Annotated in this window: 16 protein-coding genes; 8 read left to right on the forward strand and 8 right to left on the reverse strand. The window is 70.3% G+C overall.

What is annotated here, in order from left to right:
* The first annotated feature begins 193 nt into the window (after positions 1-193).
* From ACTRO_RS03810 to ACTRO_RS03825, 4 genes are all read left to right on the forward strand, one after another.
* Positions 194-1,717: an MFS transporter gene (locus ACTRO_RS03810; protein ID WP_034261167.1), complete on the forward strand. Its 1,524-nt coding sequence runs from the start codon at positions 194-196 to the stop codon at positions 1,715-1,717.
* A gap of 227 nt (positions 1,718-1,944) precedes the next feature.
* On the forward strand, positions 1,945-2,904 hold the full coding sequence (locus ACTRO_RS03815) for a cation diffusion facilitator family transporter (RefSeq protein WP_034261169.1): 960 nt from the start codon (positions 1,945-1,947) through the stop codon (positions 2,902-2,904).
* A gap of 120 nt (positions 2,905-3,024) precedes the next feature.
* Entirely contained in the window at positions 3,025-4,536 is a 1,512-nt protein-coding gene (locus ACTRO_RS03820; RefSeq protein ID WP_034261171.1) for a TldD/PmbA family protein, read from the forward strand.
* Complete coding sequence (locus ACTRO_RS03825; protein ID WP_034261173.1) at positions 4,533-5,942, forward strand: metallopeptidase TldD-related protein; 1,410 nt, start codon at positions 4,533-4,535, stop codon at positions 5,940-5,942. The genes ACTRO_RS03820 and ACTRO_RS03825 overlap by 4 nt, the downstream gene beginning before the upstream one ends.
* A 65-nt stretch (positions 5,943-6,007) precedes the next feature.
* Here the strand turns inward: ACTRO_RS03825 and ACTRO_RS03830 are convergent, their stop codons facing one another.
* A complete protein-coding gene (locus ACTRO_RS03830; protein WP_034261175.1) occupies positions 6,008-9,217 on the reverse strand; it encodes an AfsR/SARP family transcriptional regulator in 3,210 nt (1,069 codons plus the stop codon).
* Between the two features lie 367 nt (positions 9,218-9,584).
* Complete coding sequence (locus ACTRO_RS03835; protein WP_211244082.1) at positions 9,585-10,292, reverse strand: HAD family hydrolase; 708 nt, start codon at positions 10,290-10,292, stop codon at positions 9,585-9,587.
* A gap of 65 nt (positions 10,293-10,357) precedes the next feature.
* On the opposite strand from ACTRO_RS03835, the gene ACTRO_RS03840 reads away from it, so the two are divergent.
* Positions 10,358-10,762 (forward strand): YccF domain-containing protein, encoded by a 405-nt coding sequence (locus tag ACTRO_RS03840; RefSeq protein WP_034261177.1) that lies wholly within the window; start codon positions 10,358-10,360, stop codon positions 10,760-10,762.
* Between the two features lie 124 nt (positions 10,763-10,886).
* Positions 10,887-11,777, forward strand: coding sequence for a methyltransferase domain-containing protein (locus tag ACTRO_RS03845; RefSeq protein WP_034261179.1), 891 nt, complete (start codon positions 10,887-10,889; stop codon positions 11,775-11,777).
* Here the strand turns inward: ACTRO_RS03845 and ACTRO_RS42690 are convergent.
* From ACTRO_RS42690 to ACTRO_RS03865, 4 genes are all read right to left on the reverse strand, one after another.
* A complete protein-coding gene (locus ACTRO_RS42690) occupies positions 11,759-12,583 on the reverse strand; it encodes a hypothetical protein (protein WP_157435735.1) in 825 nt (274 codons plus the stop codon). The two genes, ACTRO_RS03845 and ACTRO_RS42690, sit on opposite strands and share 19 nt — an antisense overlap.
* 32 nt (positions 12,584-12,615) lie before the next feature.
* The gene (locus tag ACTRO_RS48590) at positions 12,616-14,370 is read right to left on the reverse strand and encodes a serine/threonine-protein kinase (RefSeq protein WP_051450269.1); all 1,755 of its coding nucleotides are present in this window, start codon (positions 14,368-14,370) and stop codon (positions 12,616-12,618) included.
* Positions 14,371-14,622: 252 nt separating this feature from the next.
* The gene (locus ACTRO_RS03860) at positions 14,623-14,973 is read right to left on the reverse strand and encodes an MmcQ/YjbR family DNA-binding protein (RefSeq protein WP_034272958.1); all 351 of its coding nucleotides are present in this window, start codon (positions 14,971-14,973) and stop codon (positions 14,623-14,625) included.
* A gap of 88 nt (positions 14,974-15,061) precedes the next feature.
* Positions 15,062-15,937: an LLM class flavin-dependent oxidoreductase gene (locus ACTRO_RS03865; protein WP_034261181.1), complete on the reverse strand. Its 876-nt coding sequence runs from the start codon at positions 15,935-15,937 to the stop codon at positions 15,062-15,064.
* A gap of 269 nt (positions 15,938-16,206) precedes the next feature.
* Between ACTRO_RS03865 and ACTRO_RS03870 the strand changes: the two genes are divergently transcribed.
* On the forward strand, positions 16,207-17,385 hold the full coding sequence (locus tag ACTRO_RS03870; protein WP_051450270.1) for a 3D domain-containing protein: 1,179 nt from the start codon (positions 16,207-16,209) through the stop codon (positions 17,383-17,385).
* Between the two features lie 357 nt (positions 17,386-17,742).
* On the opposite strand, the gene ACTRO_RS03875 is transcribed toward ACTRO_RS03870, so the two are convergent.
* On the reverse strand, positions 17,743-18,702 hold the full coding sequence (locus ACTRO_RS03875; RefSeq protein ID WP_281177832.1) for a haloalkane dehalogenase: 960 nt from the start codon (positions 18,700-18,702) through the stop codon (positions 17,743-17,745).
* A gap of 43 nt (positions 18,703-18,745) precedes the next feature.
* On the opposite strand from ACTRO_RS03875, the gene ACTRO_RS03880 reads away from it, so the two are divergent.
* The gene (locus ACTRO_RS03880) at positions 18,746-19,252 is read left to right on the forward strand and encodes a MarR family winged helix-turn-helix transcriptional regulator (protein ID WP_084315946.1); all 507 of its coding nucleotides are present in this window, start codon (positions 18,746-18,748) and stop codon (positions 19,250-19,252) included.
* A 149-nt stretch (positions 19,253-19,401) separates the two neighbouring features.
* Here the strand turns inward: ACTRO_RS03880 and ACTRO_RS03885 are convergent, their stop codons facing one another.
* Positions 19,402-20,250, reverse strand: coding sequence for a class II fructose-bisphosphate aldolase (locus ACTRO_RS03885; protein WP_034261185.1), 849 nt, complete (start codon positions 20,248-20,250; stop codon positions 19,402-19,404).

Below are 20,250 nucleotides of genomic sequence, written 5' to 3' on the forward strand. Positions count from 1 at the left end.
TTTTCCGGCAAAGTCCCGGCTCGCCGCCTCTCCCGGCTCGCGGCCGCTCGCCGCCCTCCTCGGGCGGCGGCCCTCCAAGCGGAGACGGCCTCCAAGCGGAGGGTACCTCTCCAAGTGGAGGTCCACTCTCCGTTTCCATGATACGCTTCCGAGGAAACGGAATGATCTCCTCCAGATCCAGGGGAACCCAGTCATGGCCCAAACCCAGACGTCCGCCGCGCGCGGCGAGTCGGGCGGCGCACCCGCCGATGAGAATCCCCATCACGCCAAGCGCTGGCTGATCCTGGCCGTCATCGGCCTGGCTCAGCTGATGATCGTGCTCGACGTCACGATCGTGAACATCGCGCTGCCGGACGCGCAGAAGGCGCTGAAGTTCACCGACGGCGACCGGCAGTGGATCGTCACCGCCTACTCGCTCGCCTTCGGCAGCCTGCTGCTGCTGTTCGGGCGCGTGTCCGACCTGGTCGGGCGGCGGCTGATGTTCCTGGTCGGGCTGGTCGGCTTCGCCGCGGCCTCCGCGCTCGGCGGCGCGGCGCCCAACTTCGAGGTGCTGGTCACGGCGCGTGCCATCCAGGGCCTGGCGGGCGCGATGCTCGCCCCGGCGGCGCTCTCGCTGCTGAGCACGACCTTCACCGAGGCGAAGGAGCGGGCCAAGGCGTTCGCCGTGTTCGGCGGCATCGCCGGTTCCGGCGCGGCCATCGGCATGCTGCTCGGCGGCGTGCTCACCGAGTACCTCAACTGGCGCTGGACCCTGTTCGTCAACGTCGCCATCAGTGTCGTCGCGATCGCCGGCGCCGCCATGCTGATCCCGCGCCAGTCCAAGACCGAGGACCGGCCGAAGCTCGACATCCTCGGCACCGTGCTGGTCTCGCTCGGTCTGTTCGGCATCGTCTACGGCTTCGCCAACGAGGAGTCGCATTCCTGGGGCGCGGCGAGCACCTGGGGCTTCCTGGTCGTCGGCGTCGTGCTGATCGTCGCGTTCGTCGCCTGGCAGACGCGCGCCTCGCACCCGCTGCTGCCGCTGCGCGTGCTGCTCGACCGCAACCGCGGCGGCTCCTACCTGGCGGTGTTCATCACCGGCATCGGCATGTTCGGCGTGTTCCTGTTCCTGACCTACTACCTCCAGGCGATCCTGCTCTACTCGCCGGTCAAGACGGGCCTCGCGTTCCTGCCCATGGTCGGCGTTCTGATGGTGACGGCCACGGTCTGCACCACGCAGTTCTACCCGCGGATCGGCGCGAAGATCCTTGTCTTCCTGGGCATGCTGATCGGCGCCGGCGGCATGGCGTGGCTCACCGGCATCGGGCTCTCGAGCTCTTACGCGACGAACATCCTCGGCCCGCTGCTCCTGATCGGCATCGGCATGGGCGCCATCTTCGCGCCGGCGATGAACGCGGCCACCTCCGGCATCGAACCGCACGACGCGGGCGTCGCCTCGGCCACGGTCAACACCAGCCAGCAGATCGGCGGCTCGATCGGCACGGCCCTGCTCAACTCGCTGGCCGCCTCGGCGACGACCACGTATCTGGCGGGCAAGGGCGCGGCGGCGAAGACCGACCAGATCATCCAGGCGAACGGCGCCATCCACGGCTACATCGTGGCCTTCTGGTGGGCGACGGCGATCTTCGTCGCCGGCGCGGTCATCTGCGGGCTGATCCTGCGGGCGGGCAAGCCGGATCCGGTGGACCCGGACGCGGTGCCGGCGGTGCACGCGTAGGAACGGGCCCCGCCCGCGAAATCCGATTCGTGCGACTGCGACTGCGACCGCAACCGCGCCGATTTCGCAGCGCACCGAATACGCACCGCACCAATACGCACAGCACCCATACGCACCGCCACGATCCCCTCTCCGGGCGCCGTTCACCGCGCCGGGAGAGGGGATCGTCGCGCCAAGGGATGGGCGAGGAGGCTGACATGTCGTCCGATCCCTTATGATCCGGTGCGGTGAGTACCTCAGGAGGCAGCAAGGCGGTTGTGGCCGCCCTCAGCTCGAATCTCGCCATCGCCGCGTCGAAATTCGTCGCGTTCGCCATCTCCGGTTCCTCGTCGATGCTCGCCGAGGGCGTGCACTCGGTGGCGGACTCGGGCAATCAGATCCTGCTGCTGATCGGAGGCCGCAAGGCCCGCCGCGCCGCGGACGAGGAGCACCCGTTCGGATACGGCCGCGAACGCTATATCTTCGGATTCCTCGTCTCGATCGTGTTGTTCACCGTCGGCGGCGTCTTCGCGATTTATGAGGGCATTGAAAAAGTCACCCACCCGCACAAACTGGAAGAGTGGTACTGGCCACTCGGCGTGCTGATCTTCGCGATATTCGCCGAGGGCTACTCCTTCCGCACGGCCGTCCGCGAATCGCGCGAGACCAAGGGCAAGCAGAGCTGGCCCGCCTTCGTGCGCACGGCGAAGGCGCCCGAGCTTCCGGTGGTGCTGTTCGAGGACTTCGGCGCGCTGATCGGCCTGGCCTTCGCGCTGGCCGGCGTGGGGCTGTCGGTGGCGACGGGTGACGGGGTGTGGGACGGCGTCGGCACGCTCGCGATCGGCTCGCTGCTGGTGTGCATCGCCCTCGTGCTCTCGATGGAGACGAAGTCGCTGCTGCTCGGCGAGGCCGCGTCGCCGGCGGCCGTGGCCGGCATCCGGTCCGCGCTGGTCGACGGGGTGAAGGTGACCCGGGTGATCCACATGCGGACGCTGCATCTGGGGCCTGAGGAACTCCTCGTCGCGGCGAAGATCGCGGTGCGTCCGGAGCTGACGGCGGCGAGTGTGGCGGAGGCGATCAACGCGGCTGAGGCCCGGGTGCGCGCGGCCGAGCCGATCGCCCGGGTGATCTACCTCGAGCCGGACATCTACAGCGCCGAGGAGGCCGCCCACGGAGCCGATCCGGAGGCGACGCCCGGCGGCCGCTGACCGGCCGGACCACGACCTCCCTTGTGCGGCGAGCGCCCTACCGGCGCTCGCCGCACTCGTTCCGGCGGCGCGGCGGCGGCGTACTGCACAATGTAGGGGTCAGGTAGTAGGTTCGCTCCTATGCCAAGCCTTGATCCCTCCTTTGCCGCGCTGCCGCTGCGGGAGCTCGCGCGAGCCGCCCTGGACCGGGCCCGCGAGCTCGGCGTCGATCACGCCGACCTGCGCTCAGAACGCGTTCGCCAACAGACCATCCGCCTGCGCGACGCAGAGCTCGATGGCATTCACGAGACGGTGGACTCCGGACTCTCGGTGCGCGTCGTGCATCGGGGCACCTGGGGGTTCGCCGCCGGCACCGTGCAGACGCCGGAGGCCGCGGTCCGCCTGGTCGACCAGGCGGTGCGGGTGGCGGAGGTCTCCGCGCCGGTGAATCAGGAGCCGGTCATCCTCGCGCCGGAGGCCTCGCACGGTGACCGGGAGTGGGTCTCCTCCTACGAGGTGGACCCCTTCGACGTTCCGGACACCGAGAAGATCGGCCTGCTGGCGGACTGGTCGCGGCGGCTGCTCGCCGCGGACGCGGTGGCGCACGTGGACGCGTCCGTCATAGTGGTCAAGGAGAACAAGTTCTACGCCGACACGAACGGCACCACGACCACCCAGCAGCGCGTCCGGCTGCACGCCGAGCTCGAGGCGGTGGCCGTGGACGAGTCCACCGGCGCGTTCGAGACGATGCGCACGCTGGCCCCGCCGGTGGGACGTGGCTGGGAGTTCCTGCGCGGCGTCGGCTGGGACTGGGACTCCGAGCTGGCCGCGCTGCCGGCCCTGCTGGCCGAGAAGCTGGCCGCACCCTCGATCGAGGCGGGCGTGTACGACGTCGTCATCGACCCGTCGAACCTGTGGCTGACCATCCACGAGTCCATCGGGCACGCGACCGAGCTCGACCGGGCGCTCGGCTACGAGGCCGCCTACGCGGGCACCTCGTTCGCGACTCTGGACAAGCTCGGCAGCCTCGAGTACGGCTCGCCGGTGATGCACGTGACCGGCGACCGGGTGGTCGAGAACGGTCTGTCCACGGTCGGCTTCGACGACGAAGGCGTCGAGACCCAGCAGTGGGATCTGATCAAGGACGGGATCCTGACCGGGTATCAGCTCGACCGGCGCATCGCCCAGCTCAAGGGGCTCAACGGCGGCCGCTCGAACGGGTGCGCCTTCGCCGACTCGCCGGGACACGCGCCGATCCAGCGGATGGCGAACGTCTCGCTGCAGCCGGTCGCGGACGGCCCCTCCACGGCGGAGCTGATCGCGCAGGTCAAGGACGGACTCTACATCCTCGGCGACAAGTCCTGGTCGATCGACATGCAGCGCTACAACTTCCAGTTCACCGGGCAGCGCGCCTTCCGGATCAAGGACGGCAAGCTGGCCGGGCAGGTCAAGGACTTCGCCTATCAGGCCACGACCACCGACTTCTGGGGTTCGATGGAGGCGGTGGGCGGCCCGGAGACCTACGTCCTGGGCGGTGCGTTCAACTGCGGCAAGGGCCAGCCCGGGCAGGTCGCGCCGGTCTCGCACGGGTGCCCCTCGGCGCTCTTCCGCGGGGTCCGGATTCTCAACACGGTGCAGGAGGCGGGCAAGTGACCGGGCAGGTTTCCCCCCAGCAGCTGGCCGAGCGGGCGCTCGGGCACTCCCGGGCCGACGGCGCGGTGGTCCTGGTCGAGGAGGACTCGACGGCCAACCTGCGCTGGGCCAACAACACCCTGACGACCAACGGCGTCGCGGCCGACCGCCGTGTCACGGTCATCTCCACGGTCGCCGGCACGACCGGCACCGCGGCCGCCGCGGTGACCCAGGCCGGGATCGACGAGGACACGCTCGAGTCGCTGGTGCGCGCGAGCGAGCAGGCGGCCCGCGACGCCGGTCCCGCCCCGGACGCCCGCGCGCTGGTCGGTCCGGCGGAGGCGGGCGCGGCGCAGGGCGCGCGCTGGGAGGAGGCCGCCGCGTCGACCGACATCGAGGTCTTCGCCGGCCTCGCCCCGGCGCTCGGCGAGGCGTTCGAGGCGGCGCGTTCGACCGGGCAGCTGCTGTTCGGCTTCGCCGAGCACACGGTGGTCTCGACGTATCTGGCTTCGAGCACCGGCCTGCGGCTGCGGCACGACCAGCCCACCGGCAAGCTCGAGCTGAACGCGAAGAGCCCTGACTTCGTGCGCTCGGCGTGGGGCGGCGTGGCGACGCGCGACTTCACCGATGTGGACGTGGTCGCGCTGGCCGGCGACCTGAGCCGGCGGCTGGAGTGGCAGAAGCGGAGGATCGAACTTCCGGCGGGGCGCTACGAGACGGTGCTGCCGGCGACGGCCGTCGCCGATCTGATGATCTACCTGTACTGGACCGCCTCGGCCCGGGACGCGGCGGACGGGCGCACCGTCTTCTCGTCCGCGGGTACGGCCTCGCGCACGAAGGCGGGCCAGCGCGTCGGCGGTTCCGGGGTGCGGCTGTGGTCGGACCCGTCGGCCGCCGGCATCGAGTGCGCGCCGTTCATCACGACCGCCAGTTCCAGCTCGAGCTCGTCGGTGTTCGACAACGGCCTGCCGCTGGGGAGCACCGACTGGATCCGCGACGGCGTGCTCGAGCACCTGCTGACCACGCGTCAGTCGGCCGAGGAGACCGGTCTGGCGATGACGGGTCCCGTGGACAACCTGCTCCTCGAGGCCGGCGGCAGCGGCGGGGTGGAGGACGTGACCCGGTCCACCCAGGACGGTCTGCTGCTCACCTGCCTGTGGTACATCCGCGAAGTGGATCCGCAGTCGCTGCTGCTGACCGGGCTGACCCGCGACGGGGTCTACCGGGTGGAGGGCGGCGAGGTGACCGGCGTGGTGAACAACTTCCGGTTCAACGAGTCCCCGGTCGACATCCTCAGCCGGATCAGCGCGGCGGGAGCGACCGAGAACACGCTGCCGCGAGAGTGGAATGATTACTTCACCCGTACATCAATGCCCGCACTGAGGATCGCGGACTTCAACATGTCCTCGGTGTCCAAGGCGAACTGAGTCCGGTTCGCAGCGGCTCGTCGCGGCCGAGCGGTCGGGGTGACGCCCTGACCGCTCGGCCGTTTCTAGCCGAGCTGGGCGAGCACCTGCTCGGCCGTGCGCTGTCCGGCGCGATACCCGCTTTCCCGGGCCATCTCGGCGCCGATGCGGGCGTGTGCCAGAGCTCTGGCACGCCTGCCGAAGACGGCGTGCGACTGCGCGAGTTCCAGGTGCGCGTCCGCGATCTGCACGCGGTGGCCGGACTTCTGCACCAATCGCAGGGCCCTGGCAGCTGCCCGCACGGCGGCCCCGGCCTGGGACGCGGCGCGTTCGCAGGCGGCGATGCCGATCAGCGCGCGGGCCGAGTGCCACGAGTCTCCGGCCGTCTCGCCGTAAGACAGAACCCGTTCATACCAGCCGCGCGCGGTGCCGGCGCGCCCCTGGACGAGGTCGAACCAGCCTGCGTGCAACGAGGTCAGTGCATTGAGTTTGGCCAGACCGACGATCTCGACGAGTTGCCAGGCGTGGTCCAAGCGCTCCTGGGCCTCCGCATACTCCCCGACGTCGCACGCCACGCCGATCAGGGTGGCCTCGGCTACGCAGGTGAAGTAGCGCTCGCCCGTCTCCCGGCCGATCCGCACCGCGTCGAACAGCTGCTCCCGGGCCTGCCCGGGCTGGCCGAGGTCACGGTAGGCCGCGCCGAGCCCGGTGTGCAGACTGACCATGGCGGCGCGCGGGCCGATCAGGGCTCGTATCCGCAGCGCTTCGCGCATCAGCTCCACGCCCTCGCGCGGCCGCCCCGACACCGAGAGCAGGAGGCCCAGATTCGTCAGGGCCAGGGCTTCGCCGTCCTTGTTCCCGGCTTCTCGCATGATCCTGATGTTGTGCCGGAAGGCCTCTGCCGCCTCTTGGAGCCGCCCGCTCTGGGTCTGGATGACTCCGAGGTTGTTGAGCGCCACGCCTTGGGCGTCTCCCCAACCCAGGACCTCGCTGAGCTTTGCGCTGCGGTGCAGGTGCCGGGCCGCGGTCGACAGGTCGCCGATGGCCTCGGCCGCCAAGGCCAGTGTGAAGCCAGCGGCGGCTTCGCCGAGCCGGTCCCCGCCTTCGCGGGCGGCGGACAGCGCCGTGATGCCCGCCTCGAGCATCGGTCGGGCCAGCCACCGCGCCATGAGATGCGGCCGGTAGGCGAACGCCAGCCGCCAGGCCTCACCCGGCGCTCCGTGGTCCGCGGCGTGCTCGATGACGGCAGTGATATTCGGATACTCGGCGTCGAGCCAGGCCTGTGCGGCACCCGTGTCGGCGAAACTGCCGCGCACCGGCACGGGCGGTTCGTCCGGCAGCCGCAGTGCATGCGGGTAAGCAGCCTGACACGCCGCACGCACCGCCGCCAGGTACCACGCGGCGAGCCGATGCGCGGGTGCTTCGACCGGGCCGGCCGCCACCGCCGAGTCGCGCGCGTACGCCTGGAGCAGGCTGTGCAGCGCGTACCGGCCGTCCCGGCCACGCTTATGCACCAGGTTCGCGGCGCAGAGCCGTTGCAGCCGCTGCTCGGCCTCCTCCAGGCCAATCCCGGCCAGCGCGGCCGCGGCGCCCGCGCCGAAGTCCGAGCCGGGCACCAGGCCGAGTAGGCGGAACAATTCCTGCTCGGGGGAGGAGAGCGCGTCGTAGGAAAGCTGGAATGCCGCGCGCACATGGGGATCCGGGTCTCCCGGCTCGTCCAGTGCACGCAGCCATGCGTCCGTCTCCAACAGTGCGACGTAGGCTTCGACCGAGTCGGCCGGCTGTGTCCCGAGGAACGCGGCCGCGATCCGCAACGCGAGTGGAAGGCAGCCGCACGCCCGAGCCAGCCGCTGCGCCTGCGCCTTCGTGCACGCGTTGCCGAGCAGTTGACCGAGCAGATCCACGGCCTCGTCGATACTGAGTTCGTCTGCTGCGATGTCCCAGGCGCCGTTGCGCGCGACCAGTCCGTAGAGCGGTTCGCGGCTGGTGACCAGGACCGCGCTGCCGAGCGAGCCGGGAATGAGGGGCCTGATCTGCTCCGGATCGCGCGCGTTGTCGAGAACGATCAGGAGCCTGCGATCTGCGGCCTCGGCGCGGAAGAGCGCCACCGCCTCGTCCAGGTCGCCGGGAATCCGGTCGGCCGGAAGGCCGAGCGCCCGCAGTATCGCGCCCAGGGCGGCCAGCGGCGCGACCGGGGGCTGGTGCGAATGCCCGCGCAGATCGAGGAAGAGCTGCCCGTCCGGGAATCGGGAGACCGACCGCCTGGCCCAGCGCACGGCGAGTTGCGTCTTCCCGCAGCCGCCGGCCCCGCTGATGACCGCGAGGCCGCTCGCCGCCGGGCCGGGCAGAAGGTGGCGGTCGAGCTCGTCGAGCTGAGCGGACCGGCCGACGAACCCTGAGATGCCGACGGGCAGCTGGGCGGGCACACTCCGGCGTTCGTCGTCAGACGGTATCCGGGAGCGAGCCGAGCGCTCCGGCCGGCCGGTGCGCTCGTCAAGAATCAGTGTCCTGATGGTGGCGAGCTCCCGGCCCGGATCCACGCCCAGTTCATCGCGCAGTTGGACCCGCACCCGCGCGTAGAGTTCGGAGGCTGCGTCGCGTCGCCCCGACTCGGCCAACGCGGCGATCAATCGAGCGGCCAGGCCTTCGTGCAGAGGCTCGGTGGCAAACAGGGTTCTGAGAACCGGCACGGCCTGCGCCGACAGACCCAGCCGCATCGCGCAATCCGCGTGGGCCAAGGCGACCGCGACCCGCCGCTGCGCCACCTCCAGCAGCGCCGGATGCCCGGCGAACACCTCGGCCAGGTCGGCCAGCACCGCGCCGTGGGCGAGATGCAGGGCCCTGCCGAACAGGTCGAAAGCCAGCTGCGGCCGACGCGGCTTCTCCGCCGACCCCTGGCCGGCCAGAGCGTCGAACTCGAGCAGGTCGAGCCGTTCGGCGGGCAGCTCCAGCCGATAGCAGCCCGGCTGCGAGACCACGATCCCGGTGCCCACGACGGTGCGCAGCCGCGAGACGTGGGAGTACAGCAGGTTCCGGGCACCGTTCGGCGCCGCGTCGTCCCACAGCGTCCGCACGATCTCCTCGTGCGGGACCGGCCGACCCGGATGCAGCGCCAGCAGAGCCAGCAGCCTGCGTTGCTTGGCCGAGCGCAGCGGCACGCTCGCACCGCCGCGAGTGATCGTGAGCGGACCGAAGATCCGCACCGTCACCGGCTCGAGGGGCAGGCCCGGTTCGCGCGCCGGAGCGAGCGTGCCGGAACCGCCACGGGCACGGCCCGCGGCCTTCATCGTCGTCATACCCACCGTCCCCGTCAGGAGCGGCAGTGCGCCCGGGAGGCGGGTCGTGGACGCGGCGGTTCGCCGTGCCCTGCGCCCGTCTGCGGAGACCGGCCCCACTGCCGGTTCCGTCCGCGGCCCTGCCCTGGTTCCACCTTCGCCGTCTCTGCCTTTCCGCCGCTGCCTGCCGCCCGCCGCCGGGGAACGGGGTCGACTCCCGTCCGGTTCCGCTGGGTCAGCGCAGTCTCACTGAGCGTGCCCGCGGCGGCCGCGTGCGTCAAGCTGTCCGTCAGCCTACTGCCGAATCAGGGTAGAAGAACACGAACACAAGTTCGCAGGGCACTGCGATGTCGGGCGGGCGGCCGGCGCGCGCCGGCGTCCGTCGGCCTCAGTCGGCGGTGAGCTCGGCGATCAGCGCCGGGATCTCGGCCAGCGCGGCCACCCGCATCCCGGCCCATTCGGCCGGCCGGTCGAACGCCCTGTGCTCGGCCCAGTCCGGTCCGGCCAGCATCACCGGATGCATGCCGACGGCGGCCGCCCCGGGGAGCTCGCCCCCGCCGCCGTCACCCACGTAAAGGCAGGACTCCGGCGCCACGCCGAGCCGCTCCGCGGCCGTGCGGAACAGCCGCGGATCGGGTTTGCAGGCGCCCTCGGAGCTGGAGAAGACCGTCGCGTCGAACAGCGGCGCGAACTCGAACTCCGCCCACAGGTCCGGCAGTTCGGGCGTGCAGTCGCTGACCAGCGCGATCTTCAGTCCGTCCGCGCGCAGGGCGCGCAGGGTGGGCAGCGCGTCCGGCCGCAAGTCGGCCACATCCCGGTAAGCGGCCAGGCGGGCCGCGACCGCGGCGGTCAACTGCTCGTCGCTGGGGGAGAGCCCGAGGTCCGCGGCGACCTTGCGGAAGGTCTCGTGCACCGAGCCGAGCCCGCCGACCACGCGTTCGGACCAGGTGGCGTCGAGCGCCGCGACCCAGGCCTCGGCCGGGATCCCCAGCGGCTCGGCGCAGACCGCCTTCTGCGCGTCCCAGTACGCCTGCGGCCGGCTCGGGGTGAGCGTGCCGTACATGTCGAAGATCACTGCGGAGATCGGGACTGCCACGACGCGACCCTACCAGCGGGTGCGTGCGGAGGCGTGAGCGGCGCCGAGCAGGCAATCTGGTAAGTATGAAGGAAGTACTGAACCTCGTCCTGAACGTCCTGTGGTTCTTCCTGTGCGGCCTCTGGCTCGCGCTCGGATATGCGCTCGCCGCGCTGATCTGCTTCATCCTGATCATCACGATCCCGTTCGGGGTCGCCGCGCTGCGCATCGCCTCGTTCGTGATCTGGCCGTTCGGCCGCACCGCCGTGCGCCGGCAAGACGCCGGGACCGTCTCCCTCGTCGGCAACGTGATCTGGATGGTGGTGGCCGGCATCTGGCTGGCCATCGGCCACATCGCCACCAGCATCGCGCTCGCCGTGACGATCATCGGGATCCCGTTCGCCTGGGCGAACCTCAAGCTGGTGCCGATCTCGCTGTTCCCGCTCGGCGCCGAGATCGTCCCGAGCGAGCGCGCCTTCGCCGGCTGGTGATCCTCGGCGGCCCGGTCGCGCGCAGCCGGCGTGCCCAGATCTCTTGACATCAAGATAGATCGAGCGGCAAGATATCTCGATGTCAAGAGATTCTGCACGGCACGGCTGAGAGCGACGAGGCGAGATGACCACCACGAACACCACCTGGGACCCGGAACGCTACCTGCGATTCGAGCGGCAGCGCGGCCAGGCCTACCGCGACCTGCTCGCCCGCCTCGCCCCGCCCGTCGGCGCGGCCGTCGGCGCGGCCGGCGGGGCGGCCGGCGGGGCGGCCGGCGGCTGGAGCCCCGGCACGATCGTCGATCTCGGCTGCGGCCCCGGGAACACCACCGCGCTGCTGCCCACGCTCTGGCCGGACGCGCGCGTGATCGGCGTGGACAGCTCCGCACAGATGATCGAGGCTGCCGAATCCCGCGCCGTACCCGGAAAGCTGGAGTTCCGCCGCGCCGATCTGCGCGAGGTGACGGCCGACGATCTCGGCGGCCAGGTCGACCTCGTGATCACCAATGCGACCCTGCAGTGGATCCCCGGCCACCTCGACCTGTTCCCGCGCTTCGCCGACCTGCTCACGCCGCAAGGCGTGATCGCCCTCGGCGTCCCCGGCAACTTCGACTCGCCGACCCACACGCTGCTGGCCGACCTCCAGCACGAGCCGCGCTGGTCGGCGCGGCTGAGCGGCCTCGAGGTGCGCCCGGCCGTGCCCAAGCCGGCGGACTACCTGCGCACCCTGACGGAGGCAGGTCTCCGCGCGGAGGTCTGGGAGACCACGTACCTGCACGTCATCGAGGGCCAAGACGGCATCTTCGACTTCGTCAGCTCCACCGCGCTGCGCCCCGTCCTCGCCGAGCTCGGCGGCCTGGACTCACCAGCGGCACGCGAGTTCTGCGACGAGTACCGCCAAGCCCTGCGTGCCGCCTACCCCGCGACGCAACTCGGCGGCAAGACAGCCCAGCTCCTGCCCTTCCGGCGCATCTTCGCACTCGGATACGCCGCGGATCACCCAGAGCAGCTGTAGTCGAACGCCGCCGTGGCCTTGCGCGGCGAGCCCGGCCCGAGAATGTCCAGCTCGGCCGTGGCATGCATCGAGCCGATACCGTCGAAGTTCCACACCAAGGTGACGTCCACCAGCTTCGAGCCGGAGTCCACGGTCTGGTGCAAGACAGCGGACTTCGTGCCGTCGCTGCGCACCCACTGGTAGCTGAACTCGCCGGAACCACCATTCGTCGTGACGACCCCGGTCAGCGTCTCCTGCCCCGAGCAGGCGACCTTCGCCGCGGACGTGCGGACACTGACGCCGCTGATCGCCATCGACGTCGTCGAGCGCCCGAAGAGGAAGTAGACGACGACCGCGATGACGAGGATGAGCACCGTCAGCGGCAGGATCCAGCGCTGCCCGCCAGCGCGCGACGTCCGCACCGTCGTCGCGCCCGTGGCCCCGGTCCCGGCTGCCCCCACCTCGACCCCGCCGCCCCGCCAGATCGCCGTCGCGCGATCCGGCGGCGGCGCCACCGGCACGCCCGGCCCGAAGTGGACGTAGGTCGTCTCGCGATCCGGGTTCCCCGGGACGCCCTCGGTCGGCTCGTCGTCCATGCGCTGAGTCACGTCAACGGGCATGTGCTCGGTCGGCTCGCCGGCCATCCAGTGGGTCTGCTCGTCGTCCATGCGCTCGGTGGATTCGCCGATCATGCGCTCGGTCGGCTCGCCCACGATCGGCTGGATCTGTCCGGCGGCGACTGGGCCGGCCTCGCCGGCTGCGGTCGTCTGCGCCTGAGCGCGGGAGGCAACCCACTGCGTCTGCGCCAGCGCGTCATCCGGTGCCACGCCATCGTCCATCCGCTGTGTCTCGTCCCCGCTCATTGGATGCAGCCAGTCGAAGGGATGGGGTCCGTCACGCCTGTACCCAACTTGATTGCTGTCGGCGAGGTGGAAATGTCGATGCCCCAGGAGCTCGCGCACGTGTATGGGGCAAAGCTTTCCATCGCGGTGAAGGTCTGGATGTCCAAGATTCCTGCGCGAAGATCCACAGTGGTCGCCGATCCCTTGATCGTCTGCTTCACGCCGGCTTCGTCCACGTAGTACCAGGAGTAGGTGAGCGTGCCGCCGGCCAGGCCATTCGTTGTCACCGAGATCGTCGCACTTACTTGCGTGTAATCGTTGGTCAGGTTCGTCAAGTTCAGGAGCGTGATCAACGGCCCGGTCGAGGCGCTTGCCGAAGGGGACGGGCTTGCCGAAGCTGACGGACTCGTCGATGCCTTCGCCGAGGCGGAACTCGTCGGTTGGCCGCCCCCACCTGTGCCGCTCGTCGTGGTCACGATCGCTACCGCGCTTGCAGATGGGCTGGCGCTGGCGCTGGCCGACGGACTGGGCTGCGCAGACGGCGACGCTGCCGGAGTCTCGCTGGGCGTCACCAACGTCGTCGCGCCTTCGGCGGTCGTCGAGGCCGCAGGCTGCTGCGAAGTCTTGGCCGGCTTATGCGGCAGTTGGACGGCTGCCGCCACGCCGAGGCCTGCGACGACCAGCGCTCCCGCGACGCTCGTTGCGACGGTGGAGCGTTTGAGGTGCCGCCGCCCTGACGCCGCGGCTCCCACGAGCAGTCCCGCGCCCGCGCCCGCGCCCGCGCCAGCTCCGGCGCCTGCGGCCCCGGCTTCGGCGGCCGCGCCCCCTCCACCGAGCACCGTCGTCGCGACGGAGGTCGTGGCCGCCGGGGCCGCAGGTTGCGCACTTCGCAGCAGTAGAAGCGGCAGCAGCGCCATCAGCGTCGCGATTTTCCGCTGGCCGCGTTCTTCCCAGTCCTCGCCGTACGCGCCGACGGCAGCCTGCTCGAGCTCGTCCAGGAACTCGAGCGCCGTCGCGGGCCGGTCGGCCGCGGCCTTCGCCATGCCGCGCCGAATCAGGCCGCGTACGGCCTCGGGCGCTTCGTCATCCGGGATGGTGCCGAGGGCGTGCTGCGCCATCAGTTCGATGGCGTTGGCGCCCGAGTAAGGACGCTTCCCGGTCACGCACTGGAAAAAGGTCACCGTGGCCGAGTAGACGTCCGCCGCCGGAGAAGCAGGCTCACCGGAGAACTGTTCGGGCGCCATGTAGAGCGGCGTTCCCGCCGCCTGCACAGCCTCCCCGGACCGCGCCGCGATCCCGAAGTCCACCAGCTTCGACACTCCGTCGGGCGTGACCAGCACGTTCGCCGGTTTGTAGTCGCGGTGGACCACACCGACCGCATGCGCCGCGGCCAGTCCCAGCAGCGACCCCTTTAGCACGCACAGCGCCGCCTCAGGCGTCGTCGCCCCTTCCTGCTGCATCAGCGCCCGCAGCGACGAGCCCTCGACCGCCTCCATCACGATCGCCGCGCCCGGCGGCCCTTCGACGTACTCATAGAGCTGCGAGACGTGCGGCGAGTCCAGCCCGGCCAGCAGCTGCGCCTCAGATCGGTACGCCTCGCGGAAATCAGCAGCCTCATGCAGCCCTGGCACCAGGTACTTGACCGCGACCAGCGTGCCCGTGCCAAGGTGCCGGGCCAGCCAGACCTGTCCGCCGGCGCCCGACCCGAGCGGTTGTACGTGTTCGTATCCCGGTAACGTCCAGCCGACCGGTGCAGCTTCGCCGACCACCATGGCCTTGTGTTTTCCCCTCCGCAACTGCGGCTCCCATCCGCGTTGCGCAGCCATGCTAGGGCCGCCGCGCGCCCAGCGAAATGTCTGGCCGGTAACACTTCGGAGCGCGCCAGTGCCACGCAGCTCACGACGCGTCAGGGAATGCGCCAGCGCTGTGCGGCTCGCGCCGCGCAGCTCTTGAGCGCGACGGTTTGGGCCCGCGCTATACGGCGCCGGCCTCGCGTCCTCGTCGTGTCGCCGCGCTCGAGTTGCTCACCCGAGCGTGAGCCGCACCGCCTTGGGCAGACCGGCTCGAACCAGGTCGTACGAGTCCTCGATCATCTCCCGGACGAGTTGATCCGGCACGCTGCCGTCGATCAGCACCGTATTCCAGTGCTGCTTGTTCAGGTGGTACCCGGCCGTGATCGCCTTGTACTCGATGCGCAGCTTCACCGCGACTTCCGGCACGCACTTGAGGCTGATACTCAGCGGCTCCTCGTCCAACGCGGACAACGCGAACATCTTGCCGCCGACCTTGAAGACCGACACCTCGGGGTTGAAAGGAAAGGTCTCCTCCGTGCTTGCCTGGTCCAAGCAGATCGCCTTGAGGTCACCCGCCGTCAGCATGTCGCCCGCCACACCCTCATCCGTCACGTGTCGAACTGAACGGTTTCAGCGTACGGATTGCCGCTCACCGCTCGCTCGCCCGCCTTCACGATGCTGCGGCAGCCAGGCCCTCGGTCGCGACGCGCTCGAACAGGTCCACCTCGGCGGCGAACTCGGAGTCGGCTACCGGCCAGTGCAGCACGAGCTCCGTGATGCCGGCCTCGCGGTACCGCCCGGCCCAGTCGACGAACGCGTCGAACGAGGTCAGCGGACGCTCCGACGCGGACCTGGGCATGTTGAGCAAGGTGATCTCGAAGTCGCTGATGTCGACACCGGTCTCGGCGCAGATCTCGCGCAGCTTCTCGATCTGGGTGGCCGCAGCTTTCGGCCCGAGTTCCAGATCGCCGACGGTGACCCAACCCTGGCCGAGCTCCGCCGCGAGCCGCATCCCGCGTGGTCCGGCGGCCGCGATGTGGAACGGCATGCGCGGACGCTGCGTGCTCCCCGGCAGCATTTCCGCGTCGTCGGCACGGTAGTAGACGCCGTCGGGGGAGGTCGTCCGGTCCTCGGTCAGCAGCCGCGACAGCAGTCGGGTGAACTCGCCGAAGCGGTCTGTCCGCTCGCGCGTCGACCACGAAGGCTCGCCGAGCGTGTGCGCGTCGAAGCCCGTCCCGCCGGACCCGATTCCGAGCGTCATGCGACCGTCGGACAGGTCGTCGAGTGTCATCAGTTCCTTGGCGAACGGCACGGGGTGCCGGAAGTTCGGCGACGCGACCATCGTCCCGAGCCGGATCCGCGACGTCGCCGTCGCGGCCGCCGCAAGAGTCGGCACCGTCGCGAACCAGGGTCCGCCACGGAAGGTCTGCCAAGACAGGTGGTCGTAGGTGTAGGCCGCGTGCAACCCGAGTTCCTCGGCCCGCCGCCATACCTCCTGACCTTCGCGCCATCGGTAAACGGGGAGGATGACGGTGCTGAGGTGCATGAATGGATGATAGCCCCACCCGGATGCTCGACGCTCCCACTCCGACGGGCGTCTCGGGTTCGACCCGCACCCACGCCCTTCGCGCCCTCCCGTACCGGGCTCGTATCCCGCCGCATCGCATGGCCAAAAATTGGTCTAGACAATAATGGTCTAGACCTTGACCGGAGATCCGGTCCGCGCTTAACTGGGCGAAGTCAGCCGACTACGAGTACTGCGTCACCCGTTCGGTTCTTCCACCCACATCCGTCGACGACGCGGAGATCCCATCCATGTCCGCATTGCTTTCGCGCGCCCGTCTCTGGGCGGCCGCGGTGGCCACGGCTGCGCTCGCGGCCGGCGTGGTGCTGTTGATGCCGCCCACGCTCGCTCAGGCCACCACCCCGCCCGCCGCCACTGACGCCGCCGCCACTGACGCAGCTGACGCCGCGGCGGCACTGCCCGCGTGCCCGTTCTGGGCAGCCGGCATCACCCCGCCCGCGCGCAGCACCACCCCCTGGGTGGCGCCGCTGCAGACGGCGCCGGCCGTGGACTTCGCCACCCGCCAGGTCGCCCCGACACTCACCGGAGCGCTCGTCAACGGCCAGGTGACGCTGACGGTCTCGCCCGTCCCCAATGCCGTGGCCTACCGCGTCTGGCGTGACGGCGTGAACCTCGGATACATCAGCTACTGGGGTCAGACCGGCCCGCTGACCGTCACCGACACCGCCCCCTGCCAGGGTGCTTACTACGACGTCGTGGCCATGTACGACACGAGCAACTCGGACGCCTCGCTCGGCCAGCTTTCCCAGCCTTACTGGCTCGGTGCGGACGGTACCGTCGCCCCCGGCGCCGGCGACGTGCCGGTCGGCACGCAGATCTCGATGATGGTCACCTCCTATGACAACACTGGCTCGACTGCGTCGGGATACAACGCCCAGCTCGGGATGTGTGCCACCGACCCGCGTGTGATCCCTTGGGGCACTTACTTCAGCGTGCCGGGATACGGCACGTGTTATGCCGCAGACCTCGGCACCTGGATCCAGAACGACACTGTCGACGTCTGGCTCCCCGACGCCCAGGCGAACAACTGGGGCGTGCAGGACCGCACCGTCACGGTGATCGCCAACCCCTACGCCAGCGGCGGCGGGACTGGCTCCAGTCCTTCGGCGTCGGCGAGCGCCTCGGCCCCGGCATCCTCGTCGCCATCGGCGTCCGCTTCAGCTTCCGCCCCGGGCTCCGGCTCCGCGTCGGCAAGCCCGAGCGCGTCCGCCTCGGCCTCAGCGCGCCCCACTTCCACGGCATCGGGTTCCTGCGCCGTGGCGTGGAATAGTTCGACGTCGTACTCGCCCGGACAGATCGTCTCCTATCAAGGCACGAACTACACGGCGACGTACTACTCGACCGGCGCCGTACCCGGAGCCGCGACATCGTGGGCTGTGTGGTCGAGTGACGGGCCGTGCAGCAGCTGAGCGAAAGCCCACCGCCGAGCGCCACCCCGCGCACGCCACGTTTCGTGCGCCCGACTCGCCCACATGCCCGCCTACCCACCCACAAGCCGCTCCCTCCGCGCCCGAGCAGCGGAGGGGGCACCATCGGGCGCCGCCCTGCGAACTCCGGACCAGCGCGCGGGGCGGCGCCGCCCGGCAGGTGACGGGCGGGCCACCACCGCCTCACCACCCCGGGCCACCACCCGGGCAGCCATCGCGCCCCACCGGTTCACCCCCACCGGTTCACCGGCTGCCTCACGCATCGCGTCCCCACGGCGCCGCGATGGGCGAGGTCGGGAGGATCCTCCGCGCCGGCGGCTCTGGACCGCATTTGCCAGGTCATTTCGCCATAGCGTGCCTCTCCAGCCAGCCGGCGATGGCTCGGCCTATGTCGGCAGGGCGGTCCTCAGGCGCGTGGTGCCCTGCCGCGCCCAGGTGCTCGACCTCGAGGGCGACGATGTGCTTCCGCGCCCACTCCCCGATTTCCGGGGTGATCAGGAGCGTGGGGGAGGAGTCGAAGGTAAGCAGCAGCTTCGGGACGTCGGGGCTCTCCGCGAGCCACGCGCCGTAGCGCTCGATGCGGGCGACGACGTCGGCCGGCTCGCCGTCGATCGGCATCATCCGCGGCCAGGCCAGCAGCGGCCGGCGCGATTCCGGCGTGGGATAGGGGGCCTGGTACGGCGCCACCTCTTCCTCACTCAGAGGGTTGAGCACTCCGCCCTTGAACGCCGTCTTCAGGAAGATGTTCTCCTCCAGGACGAGCTTCTCGCCGACGCCCGGCGTGCGGAAGGCCTCGAACCGCTCCCTGGCCTGCGCGGACAGCTCCGACCCGGCTATGGGCTTGAGGAAGGTCTCGAGCAAGGCCACGGCCCGCACGCGCTCGGGGTGCCGCGCGGCCCAGTCCAGCGCGAGCGCGCCGCCCCAGTCGTGGCCCACGAGGACCACCTCGCTCAGGTCGAGCGCGTCGAACCACGCGTCGAGGTAGCGCGCATGGTCGTCGAACTCGTACGCGATCTCGGGTCGGCCCGACGCGCCCATGCCGATGAGGTCGGGGGCGATGCTTCTGGCCCGGCCGGCCAGCTGCGGGATGACGTTGCGCCACAGGTAGGACGAGGTCGGATTGCCGTGCAGGAACACGACCGGCAGGCCGGTGCCGGACTCTTCGTAGTGCATGGTCGAGTCGAGGACGTCGATCGTGGACATAGGAGCCTCCTGGCTTCGCTTGATCCCGTGCGTTTGATTCCATGCGTTCGATCCATAAACGTTTATGCTCCGAACGTTTGTGCTGTGAACGACCATACATCGTTAGTTCCACTAACGCAAGCGCGCTAGGATGGGGTTCATGGCCACCTCGTCCAGGGCTGAATCCGACCTCTCCGACACCCCCGACCACGCCGACATGCCTGCAGCCGGCGCGCCGCCCGCCCGGCTGCGCCGTCTGCCGACACGTCTGCTGAACCAGAACGCGTTCCGGGCAGACCGGATCGCGGCAGAACGGCTGTCCGCGATTGGAGCGCGAAAGTGGCACTACGCCGTGCTCTCGTCACTCGAGGAGTCGGGGCCGGCCAGTCAGGCGGAGCTCTCGCGGCGCACCGGGATCTACCGCAGCGACATGGTCGCCCTGCTCAATGAGCTGGCCGAGGAGAACTACATCCGCCGTGCGCCCGATCCGGAGGACCGGCGGCGCAACGTCGTGCACATCACCAGTCCGGGGAAGAAGAGGCTTGAAGAGCTCGCCCAGCTGATCGCGCGGATCGAGGATGACCTGCTCGCGCCGTTCTCACCGGCGGAACGCGAGCTGCTTATCGATTTGCTGCTGCGCCTCAACGAACATCTGCAGCCGCGCTGACCGGGCAATCCGAGGTGCCGCTGCGGGGTGTCAAAACGCTGAAGGGCTCGCCGGCTAGGGCTATGGACACCTAGGGCAAGCAAAAGTCGCCCACGTCTGACGCATTGCAGACGTGGGCGACGGGTGAAGGCGGGTGAGGCGGGTGCTTCCTAGCGGGAGACCACCGTGAGCATCTGTGCGACGGTCTCCGCGAGCGCGATACGCGCGGGCTTGAGGAACTTGCGCGGGTCGACCGTGCGCTCGTCCTCCGCGAGGAACGAGCGGACCGCGCCGGTGTACGCCAGATTCAGCGCCGTCCCGATGTTGACCTTGACGATGCCCGCGCGTACGCCGGCGGCCAGCGCATCGTCCGGCACGCCCGAGGAACCGTGCAGCACCAACGGAATCGGCACGGCGTCGCGAAGCCGCTCGATCAGTTCGAAGTCCAGCCCGGCCGTGCGCGTCGTCATCGCGTGCGAGCTGCCCACGGCGACCGCGAGCGCGTCGACGCCGGTAGCTGCGACGTACTCGGCCGCCTCGTCCGGATCCGTGCGGGCACCGGGCTCGTGGGCACCGAGGTGCACGCCGTCCTTGCCGCCGACCTGGCCGAGTTCGGCCTCGATGAGCAAGCCGTGCTCGTGCGCCCACTCCGCGGCCCGGCGCGTGGCCGTGACGTTCTCCGCGTAGTCAGAGTGCGACGCGTCGAACATCACGGAGCTGAATCCCGCCTCCGCGGCCTGGCGGAGCAGGCCGTCGTCCTCGACGTGGTCGAGGTGGAGCGAGACCGGCACGCGGGCCGCCTCGGCCACGGCGGCGCTCGCGCGGGCGATCGGCAGCAGGCTGCCGCCGTGGAACTTCACCGCGTTCTCACTGATTTGGAGTATCACCGGGACGCCGATCTGCTCGGCGCCGGCGACTATGCCCTCGGCGTGCTCGAGCGTGATGACGTTGAACGCGGCGACGGCCCGGTTTCCCGCCCGGGCGTCGGCTATCAGCTCGGCGGTCGAACGCAGTGCCAT

The sequence above is a fragment of the Actinospica robiniae DSM 44927 genome (assembly GCF_000504285.1).
Taxonomy (GTDB): domain Bacteria; phylum Actinomycetota; class Actinomycetes; order Streptomycetales; family Catenulisporaceae; genus Actinospica; species Actinospica robiniae.